Source organism: Gemmatimonadota bacterium (genome assembly GCA_016209965.1).
Classification (GTDB): Bacteria; Gemmatimonadota; Gemmatimonadetes; order Longimicrobiales; family RSA9; genus JACQVE01.
In genome coordinates this window covers 1-10,928 of record JACQVE010000155.1, presented here as the reverse complement: position 1 = coordinate 10,928, position 10,928 = coordinate 1, and the positions used below count along the sequence as shown (strand labels likewise).

The window sequence follows — 10,928 nt, the reverse complement described above, 5'->3', positions numbered from 1 at the left end:
TGGGAACGGTAATACAGTGGCGGCATGGTCGAATTCGCCGGCTGCAGCCGGATGCGGCCGTCAGACTCGCGATAGAATTTCTTCACCGTGGCCGACTCGCCATCCACGAGCGCCACGACCATTTCGCCGTTGTGCGCCGTCTGGCGCGCATTGACGACTATGTAGTCGCCATCGCGGATCTGCTCGTCGATCATCGAGTCGCCGGTCACGCGCAGCACGTAGTTCGGCCCGCCGCGGCCCAGCATGTCCTCCGGCACGGCCACGGCTTCCTGGTCCGGAATCGCTTCGATGGGGTGGCCCGCGGCGACCCGGCCCAGCAAGGGCAGCTCGACCGCGGCGACGCGGATCCCGGTAGGCAGCAGCTCGATGGAGCGGCTCTCGTTGTAACTCTTTCGGATGAAGCCCTTGGCCTTCAGATTCTCCAGATGCTCGTGCACCGTAGCCAGCGAGGAGTAGCTGAAGTGGCGTGCAATCTCCTCGAAGCTCGGCGCGTAGCCGCGTTCCTCGACGAACTCGCGCAGGAAGTCCAGGATCTCCTTCTGACGTTTCGTGAGCGGCATTCCCTGGCTCCGGTCTGGGGATGCGACGTCGGGGGCCCTGCCCCTGTGGCTGGTGCGGGTGGCCGCCTCGCGCGCCCTCACCTCGGAGCGCAAGATACCCGAAGAAGAACCGAAGCGCAAGGGGGGTGCTGAGGGTGCTGGAGGGGATCCTATCGGCGAAGCGGGAGGAGGTCGAGGCGCTAGGGCGCCGGCGCAGGGAGTTGCGGGCCGCGGCGGAGTCGGCGGCGCCGCCGCGGGACTTCCCGAGCGCGCTCAGACGGGGTGGCGAGGTGGCGCTGATTGCCGAGGTGAAGCGGCGCTCGCCGTCGGCGGGGTGGCTGCGCCGGCGGCTGGAGCCCGGGCAGGTAGCGGAGGCGTACGCGGCCGGGGGTGCAGCGGCGGTGAGCGTGCTTACGGACCGGCATCACTTCGCCGGGGATTTGGCGGATCTGGGAGCGGTGCGGCGGGCGACGGAGCTTCCCGTGCTGCGCAAGGACTTCATTCTGGATGCGGTGCAGTTGTGGGAAGCGCGGGCGGCGGGTGCAGACGCGATCCTGCTGATCGTGCGGGTGCTGGAGCGCGGCCGGCTGCTGGAGTTGCTCGCGCTGGCCCGGCAGCTCGGTTTGGCGGCGCTGGTGGAGGCGCACACGGCTGCGGAGGTGGAGCTGGCGCTGGGGGCCGGTGCGCAGCTTCTTGGCCTGAACAATCGCGACCTGGACACACTCGAAACGGATATGACGCGGGCTCTGGCGCTGGCGCCGCTGGTCCCCCCGGACCGGGTGCTGGTAGCGGAGAGCGGGATCAGCAGCGCGGCGCAGGTGGATGCGCTGGGATCTTCGGGCGTGGATGCCGTGCTGGTGGGTGAGTCGCTGATGCGGGCGGCGGACGGCGTCGCGGCGGCAGCGGCGCTGGTCGGTCGAAGGCGCGTGCCGCGGGCAGGGCCGCGTGCGGCCCCCAGCCCCGGCCCCAGTCTGGCCCGGCCATGGAAGTGAAGATCTGCGGGCTCTGCCGGCCCGGGGACGCGGCCGCTGCGGTGGCTGCTGGCGCGGATTACCTGGGTGTGATCCTCTCCCCGGGCCGGCCGCGCTCGCGCTCGCTGGACGAGGCGGCGCAGGTCTTGGCGGCGGGCGGCGCGGCTCGGCGGGTGGGCGTCTTTGTCAATGAAGGTGCCGAGGAAATACGGCTGATTGCCGAGCGGCTGGGGCTTGCCGTGCTTCAGCTTCATGGCGCCGAGCCCCCGGATGCGCTGAGCCGGCTCCGAGAGCCGGGCGCCTGGGAGGTGTGGAAGGCGGTCCGCCCGCGCAGCGGCGGCGAGTTCCTGGCGGCGCTGGACGCCTATGGCGCCGTGTCGGACGGCCTGCTGCTGGACGGCTGGCACGCCCGGGCGCCGGGCGGCGCCGGCGCGCGCTTCCCCTGGACGGAGGTGGCTCGTCTACGGGATCGGCTGCCGCCCGGCATGCGTCTGGTCGTAGCCGGCGGGCTCACCGCCGCCAATGTCGCAGCGGCGGTCAGCCTGCTCTTACCCGACGTGGTGGACGTGAGCTCCGGAGTCGAGCGGCAGGTGGGACAGAAGGAACCGGAGCTGATGCGGGCGTTCGTAGCCGCGGCACGTGCCGCAGCCGGCTCCGGGGCGGCCGGCCGGGCAACGGGTGCAGGGGAGTCATGACGTCGCCTGCCCCTGCAGTCGGCCGCTTCGGCGTCTACGGCGGCCGTTACGTCCCGGAGACCCTGATTGGAGCGCTGGACGAGCTGACGGAGGCCTACGAGGCGGCGCGGCTCGATGCCTCCTTCCGGGAGGAACTGGAGCGCCTGCTGCGCGACTACGTCGGCCGGCCTACGCCGCTCTACCGCGCCCGGCGGCTGGAGCAGGCCGCTGGCGGCGGCCGGGTCTACCTGAAGCGCGAGGATCTGAATCACACAGGCGCACACAAGATCAACAACACGCTGGGGCAGGTGCTGCTCGCCCGGCGCATGGGGAAGCGGCGGATCATTGCCGAGACGGGCGCCGGGCAGCACGGTGTCGCGACCGCGACGGCCGCGGCCCTGTTCGGCCTCGAGTGCGTGGTCTACATGGGTGCAGAAGATGTGCGCCGGCAGGCGCTGAACGTCTATCGCATGGAGCTGTTGGGCGCGGAGGTGCGCACGGTGGACGCCGGCAGCCGCACGCTGAAGGATGCCATCAACGAGGCCATCCGCGACTGGGTTACGAACGTGGGGCACACGCATTACGTGATCGGCTCGGTCGTCGGGCCGGACCCATACCCCCGGCTGGTGCGCGACTTTCAGGCCGTGATCGGGCGGGAGACGCGGGCCCAGCTCGAGGCCCTCGAGGGACGGCTGCCCGCCGCCGTCATTGCCTGCGTGGGCGGCGGCTCGAACGCCATGGGCATCTTCCACGAGTTCGTGCCCCAGCCGGAGGTCGAGCTGATCGGCGTCGAGGCGGCGGGCGCGGGGCTGGACTCCGGCCGCCACGCAGCATCGCTCGCCGCCGGGCGCCCGGGCGTGCTGCACGGCTCGCTCAGCTACCTGCTGCAAGATGAGGCGGGGCAGGTCGCCACCGCGCATTCCGTTTCCGCCGGGCTGGATTACCCGGGCGTGGGCCCGGAGCATGCCTACTTGAAGGAGACGGGGCGGGCCCGCTACCTGAGCGCCACCGATGTCGAAGCGCTGGACGCCTTCCACCGACTGGCCCGGCTGGAAGGCATCATTCCCGCCCTCGAGAGCGCCCACGCCCTCGCCTTCCTCTTGCGCGAGGGAAGGCGCTGGGCCGATACTGAGCCCGTAGTGGTCTGCCTGAGCGGCCGGGGCGATAAAGATGTGGCCGAGGTTGCCGCCCGGGGCGGACGGGTCATCTCGTGAGTCTCCCAAGCGATTCCCGGTGGCTGTGAGCGAGGCGTCGAGCACGTCCGGCCTGGTCGGCGCGGCGGGTAACGCGGAAGCGCCGAGCATCCCCCCCGCCGAAGTCGGCGAGCTGGTGGCGATGCTGGTGAAGGTCGCGCGAGCGCGCCAGCTATACGACGACAACAATCCCACGTACCAGCGCTTTATCGAGAATCTGCGGGCGGCGTTCGCGGCGCTGCTGTCGCGCGCAGGTACCCTGCAGTTCGTTGTGGAAGAGGCCGGCCTGCGTTGGGAAGGGAACCTGTTCCCCGCGGGGGAGGGGCGCGACAGCCTGTCCTTCCTGTTCTACAAGGACGGCATCCGCTTCCTGACATTCCTGCCCGGGTTCGAGTCCGAGCTCGATCATTTCCTGGAGCTGTTGCAGCGTGCACGACAGCCGGAACAGGCGGGCGACGACCTGGTCACGCTGCTGTGGAGCGAGGAGTTCAGCGGATTCCGTTACAGCTATGTGGATTTACTGGCGGAGGGTGAGCAGCCTCGGGGGCTCGAGAGCGGCCCCGTGGAACTGCCGGGCTTTCGCGGAGGGGCGGCGCAGGCTGAGGGAGCTGAGGGATCGGAGGATGCGGGGCCGCTCGAAGGCTGGACGCCGAAGCAGGAGCTGGCGACGACGGGTCCGCTGGTGCCCGGCTTCCAGGAGACCCTCTATTTCCTGGATCCGCACGAGCTGCGGCAACTGGAGAAGGAGCTGGAAGCGGAGTGGAGTCGGGATCTCAAGGCGGACGTGCTCAAGGCCCTGCTGGACCGGCTCGAGGATCCGATTCCGGCCCGGCAGCGCGAGGTCCTGGAGATCCTGCGCCAGCTTCTTCCCATGTTCTTGAGCCGCGGCGAGTTGGGGTCGGCCGCCGAGATCTTGCGCGAGCTGGATGCGCTGGCGGCCCGGAGCGGAACGCTGGAGAGCGCGGTCCGCGCCGAGATCGACGCGCTCGTCGCGCAGGTCAGTGACCCGGTTGTGCTGCGCCAGCTCGTGCAGTCGCTCGAGGACGGCACGATCCAGCCGAAGGCGCAGGACCTGACCATCTTCTTTGCGCACCTGCGGCCGACGGCACTGCCCTTCCTGCTAGGCTCCGCGGAGTCGAGCCGGGTCCCGGCGGTGCGCGAGCAGATCCAGGTGGCGATCGATCGACTGGCCCGGGCACAGAGCGAGCAGGTGATTGTGGCGCTGGCCTCGGAGATTTCGGCCGTGGCTGCGGGTGCGGCACGACTGGCAGGTCAGCTCAAGCTGCGGCAGGCTGTGCCCGCGCTCTCCAGCCTGCTGCAGCGGCCGGAGGCGTCACTGCGCCTGGCCACAGTCGAGGCACTGGTCGCGCTGGGCGTGCCCGATGCTATGGCCGCGTTGCACAAGGCGCTGTCGGATGCGGATCGGGAGGTACGCATTGCGGCCGTGCGCGGGTTGGGCGGCAGTGGGCATCGGGCCTCGAGCGCGCGCCTCGAGCAGGCGCTGCGCACGCGGGAGGTGAGGGAGGCCGACCTCAAGGAGAAGATCGCCTTTTTCGAGGCCTACGGCGCTCTGGCCGGCAATGCGAGTATCGGGCTCTTGAACGAGCTGCTTAATGGGCGCCGTCTGCTGCGCCGGCGCCAGCCCTCGGACATCCGGGCCTGCGCCGCGCTGGCGTTGGGGCGGGTGGGCACGCCGGAGGCGCGCAAGGCCCTCGAGCGAGCGGCGGCAGAAGCGGATCCCGTGGTGCGGAACGCCGTGGCGCGGGCGCTGCGACAGGAGGAGGCCGCCCTGTGAGCACCGGCGTGGGGACGGCGGGGCAGAGCGGCAGCGCGCTCCAGGCCCAGGGGAAGGAGTTGCTGGTGACGCTGTACGCGGCGCTCCAGAACCTGAAGCTCTACCCGCTGGAGAACGCTGCCGTACAGAACGCGCTGAACGAGCTGCACCGCGTGGTGAAGAGCATCCTGCAGCGGGAGGGAATGCTCGAGCTGCGGCTGGCCGGGGACTTCCTCTTCCTGAACGACTCGCGGCTGCGCTTCGATCTCTCGAATTATCTGTTGTTCTCCTCGCTGGCCAGTGCGCTTTCCCGCCACGGCATCGGCTCGGTGTCCATGGCCGCGGCAGTGGGTCGCGAGGAGTGGGCGCCGTTCCTCTCGCTTCTGCTGCGCACGGACGAGCCGAAGGAGGATGCCTTCAACCGCTTTGCGGCCCGGCTGGCGGCGAGCCCGGCCGTCCATATCCGCACCACCCCGGAACGCGAAACCGTCCGTGTGCAGGACGACGAGGCCAGACAGGCCGCAAAGCGCGCCTATGTGCAGGCCGTACAGGTGACGCGCGAAGTGCTAAGCGATATGAGGCTGGGCAAGGCGGTCAATATCCGGCGAGTCAAGCGCGCCATCCAGACGATGGTCGATCAGGTGTTGAACAACGAGACATCGATGCTGGGGATGACGACGCTGCGCGGGTACGACGAGTATACGTTCACGCACTGCGTCAACGTGTGCATCTTCAGCCTGGTGCTGGGCCAGAAGCTGGGGCTGGACAAGAACCAACTCTACGAGCTGGGCGTTGCCGCTCTCTTCCACGACATTGGCAAGACGCGCATTGCTCCCGACCTGATCAACAAGACGGAGGGCCTGACGGAGGCGGAGCGGCAGCAGGTTCAGCAGCACCCGACGGAAGGGCTGCTGGCGCTGTTCTCCATGCATGGCTTTGCCGAGCCGCCTTACCGCGCCATGCTGGTGGCTTACGAGCATCACATGAAGCTGGACGTGAGCGGCTACCCCCGCAACCGCCGGCCGCGCAAGCCCACGCTGTTCAGCCGCATTGTAGCCGTGACCGATGGCTTCGATGCCGCGACCTCGAAGCGGAGCTATCAGGCGCTGCCCTGGCGGCCGGAAGACGTGTTCCGCGAGATGCGCGACAATACGGCGCGCGGCTACGACCCGCTGCTGGTCAAGGCATTCGTCAACGTCACGGGCGTTTTCCCCGTGGGCACGGTGGTCATCCTGGACACGTACGAGCTGGCCGTGGTCGTCGCGCCCAACCCGGACCCGCAGAAGGTGCACCAGCCGATTGTCAGGCTTCACTCGGACGCGAGCGGCTTGCCGCTGGCCGAGCCGGTGGCCGCCGACCTTTCCGAGATCGACCCTGCAACCGAGCGGCCGCGCCGCACCATCATCAAGACCACGGACCCCGAGCGGTATGGAATCCGGGTCGCCGACTATTTCGTCTGAACATAGTGGTCGAATCCACTAGGCCCGGGCGGCTTGCCCCGCGCTTCGCCGCGTGGGGCGCGGCCGGGCGGCGCGCCCTGATCCCTTACCTGACCGCCGGCTATCCCGACCCTGCTGCCACGGGCGAGTTGCTCGTGCGCCTGGCGGACGCCGGCGCGGACATCCTCGAGCTGGGTGTGCCGTTCAGCGATCCGCTGGCGGACGGCCCCACCATCCAGCGGGCATCGCAGCGTGCACTCGAACGGGGGGTCACGTTGGGGTGGACACTGGATCAGCTCGCGGCCTTCCGGGCCGTTCGTGCCACCGCCGTGGTACTGTTCACCTACCTGAACCCACTCCTCTCCTATGGCGTCAGCCGCCTGGTACGGGACAGCGTGGCGGCGGGGGCCGATGGCCTGCTGGTCACGGACCTGCCCCTAGGCGCCGACCCGGTGCTGGAACGGGGGATCGAGGATTCCGAGCTGGATCTCGTGCGCCTCGTCGCGCCGACCACGCCGGCGGCACGGGCCAGGGACATCGCGCGGCGGGCGCAGGGCTTCCTGTACTATATCTCGCGGACGGGCGTCACCGGCGCCAGCGCACGGCTGCGGCAAGGGCTGACCCAGGAGCTACTCGCGCTGCGGGAGGTCGCGCGCGTGCCCATCGCGGTGGGCTTCGGCATCTCGAGCCCGGAGCAGGCGGCGGAGGTCGCGGCAGTGGCTGATGGTGTGGTAGTGGGCAGCGCGCTGATCGATGCTCTGGATTCCCGGGGGCCGGCGGGTGCCGAGAAGTTCCTGCGCAGCCTGCGGCGGGCCATGGACGAGGCGCCGGCGTAGCGCAAAAGCCACTCCCGCCACTGGAGTGGCGCTGCTTCGGTTCGGAGGACGTATCCTATTCCGTTTCCTCCGTTTCGGCGTGGCGCGCGCGCAGGCGCCGCTCGAGGGATGCGTCGGGCTCCACAAAGAGGGTGCTCACGCGTTCGATTGCGACCAGGCCGGGCGGCGCCTTACGCGGCTTGCGCACGTACTTGCGCCGGGTCCAGTCCACGGCCACCACGCCCGAGGTGCGGGCGCTGCTGTGCAGTGCTGCCAGCACGGCGGCCTCCTGCAGGTCCCGCGCGGGCGGGTTCTGGTCCTTCCTCCCCCAGCGCAGCACCACGTGCGCGCCGGCAGCATCGCGGGCGTGCAGCCAGATGTCCTCCGGCGCCGAGTGGTGAAACGTGAGCTGGTCGTTGGCCCGGCGGTTCCGGCCGACGCGGACCTCGCAGCCCCCCGAGGTGCGATAGCGCCGGTAGGGCGCGGGCGCGGTGGGCCGGCGCGGAGCGGCGGGGGCGGGGGGAGTGGCGGCGGCGCCCAGCGCCGGCGCGATTTCCGCCGCCTCGACCTCGCCGCTCAGCGCACGTTGCAGCCATGCGCCCCGCCGCTCGAGCTCGGCCTCGGCCTCTTCCAGCATCCGCGGCAGCCGGGCGGCCGCGCGCTGCCGCTTCCGGGCGGCTGCGTAGAGGCGCTGCGCATTTTCGGCCGGCGCGAGTGCGGGGTCCAGCTCGACCATCACCGTTCCGCCGGCGAAGTCCGATAGCTCGGCCCGATCCATCCCCTTCCGCACCCGCGCCACCTGGCTCAGCAGAAGATCCGCTTTGTGCCGCAGCGCGGCGGCCTCTTCGGGAGCGCGAGCCAGTTGGGCGCGCAACCGCTTCACCCGCCGCTCCGCCTGCTGCAGGGCGGCGCGCGGCCGGGCCAGCATTTCTTCTGGAAGCGACGGCGCACCCGCGGCAACGTCGCCCGACCTGGGCTTCTCCTGAGCGGCCTGCGCCGCCGCCTCCAGGGCCGCGAGGAGGGTGGGGAAGGGCCGCCCCGCCATGCCGGCGAGCGGCACTGGATACGGCTGGGGCGAGCCGTCCAGCGAGAGGAGCTGCGGCTGAGCAGGCGGCAGCGAACGAAGCCAGTGATAGCGCTGGTGCGCGGCATCGAGCGCAGCCGCATCCTCGGTCACTGCTGCGGGCCCGAGAATCCAGCCGGCGTTCAGCGGGCTGATGTACGCCACCCGCGCCACCAGCCAGCGCAGGCGCTCGGCCGGCGGCACAGCGTGCAGAAGCTCCCGCCACTCCTGCCGGCCGACCGGGGAGTCCCCGCCTGCGCGCTTGGTTGGGGGCGGCGGAAGGTATACGGCCCCCGCACGGAGCACCCGCCCACCGGCCTGCCGGGGGCGGAGCACGGACAGGATGCGGTCCCCGGCATCCAGCACCAGCGCGTTCCACTGGTTGTCCAGGAGCTCGAGCACCAGGCGGGCTGGCTGCACGCGCCTGGTGGCGCGTGACCCGAACGCGATGTAGAGCAGGCGCTCGTCGGCCGGTGCGGCCACGGAGGCGACTACCATGCGGCGGGGGAGCGGGAGGCCTTCCCGCGATCCGGATGGCGCGGCGAGCCGTGCCCAGCCGCGGGTCGGGTGCAGCTCGAAGACGAGAGCGCGTTCCCCGGTCTCGAGCACGACCCGGCGCGCCCCCGGCGCGAGCCGCAGTGCCGTCACGGGGGCGCCCTCGAGCTCCTGGCAAAGCTCTTCCGCCAGGTACCTGACCAGGAGCGGGTCGTAGCGCAGCGCGTTTGACACCTCCGGAAGATGCCGCTACCTTTGCCGCGCCGTCAAACGCCAGGAAAGGCGCACCATTACGCGCTTTTCAGCCGGGTTGCCCGGAGGGCGCAATGACCAGCCAGGGCACGGGCCGGGAACGGCGTGTAACCGTGCGGCACCTTGTCGAGATGAAGCGGCGCGGCGAGAAGATCGTCGCCCTCACCGCTTACGACTACCTGTTCGCCCGCCTGGTCGATGAAGCAGGCGTAGACCTGGTCCTGGTGGGCGACTCGCTGGGCCAGGTGGTTTGCGGCTACGACTCGACGCTCCCGGTCACCCTCGAGGAGATGATCCACCACGCCCGCGCCGCACGGCGGGGGGTGAAGCACGCGTTGCTGGCCGTGGACATGCCTTTCCTCTCCTTCCAGATCTCGCCCGAAGAGACGCTGCGCAACGCAGGCCGTATCCTCAAGGAAACGGGCGCGGAGGCGGTCAAGCTGGAGGGCGGGGACGAGGAGACGGCGCGCCACGTACGCGCCCTGTTGCGCGCCGGCATCCCGGTGCTCGGGCACCTGGGCCTCACACCGCAATCCGTGCACGCGCTGGGCGGCTATCGCGTGCAGGGGCGGGAGGCGGGCCAGGCGGACCGGCTCCGGGCCGATGCCGTCCGTCTCGCTGATGCCGGGTGCTTTGCCATTGTCCTAGAGCTCCTGCCTTCGGCGCTGGCGGGCGAGATCACTCGCACGGTCGAAATTCCCACGATCGGCATTGGCGCAGGTCCGCTCGTGGACGGGCAGGTCCTGGTGCTGTACGACATGCTGGGCCTGAACGAGGGATTCCACCCCCGCTTCCTGCGCCGGTTCGCCGACCTCGCGGGCGTGGCTCGCTCCGCCGTCGCGGAGTACAGCGCGGCCGTGCGCGGGGGCCAATACCCGGGCCCGGAGCACTCCTTCGAGTGAAGCTCGTCCACAGCCGCGCGGACGTGCGCCGGTTCGTGGCGGTCGAGCGGGCGGCCGGCCGGCGCATCGGGCTGGTCCCGACCATGGGGTTCCTGCACGAGGGCCACCTCTCACTCCTGAACCGCGCGCGTGGCGCGGGCGCTGACTTCGTCGTCCTCTCCATTTACGTGAACCCGCTGCAGTTCGGCCCCACCGAGGACCTGGCGGAGTACCCGCGGGACCTGGAGCGGGACGCGGAACTGGCGCGTGCCCGCAGCGTGGACCTGCTGTTCGCACCGCCAGACGCCGAGATGTATCCCGCGGGTGAGCCGGTGGTTCAGGTCACGCCGGGCCGCCTGGCTGATCGGCTCTGCGGCGCCTTCCGGCCTGGCCACTTCCAGGGTGTGCTGACCGTGGTCGCCAAGCTGCTCCACCTGGTGCAGCCGGATGTGGCCGTCTTCGGGCAGAAGGACTTCCAGCAGGCCGTGCTGATCCGCCGCATGGTTGGGGACCTGGACTTCCCCAGCCACGTCCAGGTAGCTCCCATTGTGCGCGAGCCGGACGGCCGGGCCATGAGCTCGCGCAACGTGCACCTCGCCCCGGCCGAGCGCGCCCAGGCCACCAGCCTGTACCGGAGTCTCGAGCGGGCGGCCACGGCCTACCGCAATGGTGAGCGCGCTCCGGCGCGGCTGCGCGCACTGGTGCGGCAGACGCTCGAGTCGGAGCCGGCGGTCCGGGCGCAATATATCGAGCTGGTTGACGCGGAGACGCTCGAGCCCGCGGCCGAGGCGCGCCCGGGCGACGTGCTCGCTCTGGCCGCACACCTGGGCGC

Annotated in this window: 10 protein-coding genes; 8 read left to right on the top strand and 2 right to left on the bottom strand. The window is 70.6% G+C overall.

Annotated elements, in window-relative coordinates; all coding sequences use genetic code 11:
• Positions 1-560: transcriptional repressor LexA (lexA, locus tag HY703_06395; GenBank protein MBI4544803.1), on the bottom strand; the 560-nt coding region annotated here is incomplete at its 3' end.
• A gap of 20 nt (positions 561-580) precedes the next feature.
• On the opposite strand from lexA, the gene trpC reads away from it, so the two are divergent.
• Genes trpC through HY703_06365 form a run of 6 tightly spaced genes read left to right on the top strand, consistent with a single transcriptional unit; the run spans position 581 to position 7,426 of the window.
• Positions 581-1,531, top strand: coding sequence for an indole-3-glycerol phosphate synthase TrpC (trpC, locus tag HY703_06390; protein MBI4544802.1), 951 nt, complete (start codon positions 581-583; stop codon positions 1,529-1,531).
• Positions 1,522-2,205: a phosphoribosylanthranilate isomerase gene (locus tag HY703_06385; GenBank protein ID MBI4544801.1), complete on the top strand. Its 684-nt coding sequence runs from the start codon at positions 1,522-1,524 to the stop codon at positions 2,203-2,205. The genes trpC and HY703_06385 overlap by 10 nt, the downstream gene beginning before the upstream one ends.
• Positions 2,202-3,398, top strand: a complete 1,197-nt coding sequence (trpB, locus tag HY703_06380) for a tryptophan synthase subunit beta (protein ID MBI4544800.1) — start codon at positions 2,202-2,204, stop codon at positions 3,396-3,398. The genes HY703_06385 and trpB overlap by 4 nt, the downstream gene beginning before the upstream one ends.
• Positions 3,399-3,423: 25 nt before the next feature.
• Positions 3,424-5,172 carry a HEAT repeat domain-containing protein gene (locus tag HY703_06375; protein ID MBI4544799.1) on the top strand — a complete coding sequence of 583 codons (1,749 nt, stop codon included), beginning with the start codon at positions 3,424-3,426 and terminating at the stop codon, positions 5,170-5,172.
• Positions 5,169-6,611 (top strand): HD domain-containing protein, encoded by a 1,443-nt coding sequence (locus tag HY703_06370; protein ID MBI4544798.1) that lies wholly within the window; start codon positions 5,169-5,171, stop codon positions 6,609-6,611. Before HY703_06375 ends, HY703_06370 begins: the two co-directional genes overlap by 4 nt.
• Before the next feature lie 5 nt (positions 6,612-6,616).
• On the top strand, positions 6,617-7,426 hold the full coding sequence (locus tag HY703_06365; protein ID MBI4544797.1) for a tryptophan synthase subunit alpha: 810 nt from the start codon (positions 6,617-6,619) through the stop codon (positions 7,424-7,426).
• 55 nt (positions 7,427-7,481) lie between these two features.
• On the opposite strand, the gene HY703_06360 is transcribed toward HY703_06365, so the two are convergent.
• Positions 7,482-9,197, bottom strand: coding sequence for a DUF814 domain-containing protein (locus HY703_06360; protein ID MBI4544796.1), 1,716 nt, complete (start codon positions 9,195-9,197; stop codon positions 7,482-7,484).
• 92 nt (positions 9,198-9,289) lie between these two features.
• Between HY703_06360 and panB the strand changes: the two genes are divergently transcribed.
• Both panB and HY703_06350 read left to right on the top strand, forming a co-directional pair.
• Positions 9,290-10,117, top strand: a complete 828-nt coding sequence (gene panB, locus HY703_06355; protein MBI4544795.1) for a 3-methyl-2-oxobutanoate hydroxymethyltransferase — start codon at positions 9,290-9,292, stop codon at positions 10,115-10,117.
• A partial coding sequence (locus HY703_06350) for a pantoate--beta-alanine ligase (protein ID MBI4544794.1) occupies positions 10,114-10,928 on the top strand: 815 nt, incomplete at its 3' end. The genes panB and HY703_06350, both read left to right, overlap by 4 nt.

Bases quoted from the DNA above. Each gene is read 5' to 3' on its own strand.
- trpC (MBI4544802.1), top strand. From the start codon at position 581: ATGCGACGTCGGGGGCCCTGCCCCTGTGGCTGGTGCGGGTGGCCGCCT.
- HY703_06385 (MBI4544801.1), top strand. From the start codon at position 1,522: ATGGAAGTGAAGATCTGCGGGCTCTGCCGGCCCGGGGACGCGGCCGCT.
- trpB (MBI4544800.1), top strand. From the start codon at position 2,202: ATGACGTCGCCTGCCCCTGCAGTCGGCCGCTTCGGCGTCTACGGCGGC.
- panB (MBI4544795.1), top strand. From the start codon at position 9,290: ATGACCAGCCAGGGCACGGGCCGGGAACGGCGTGTAACCGTGCGGCAC.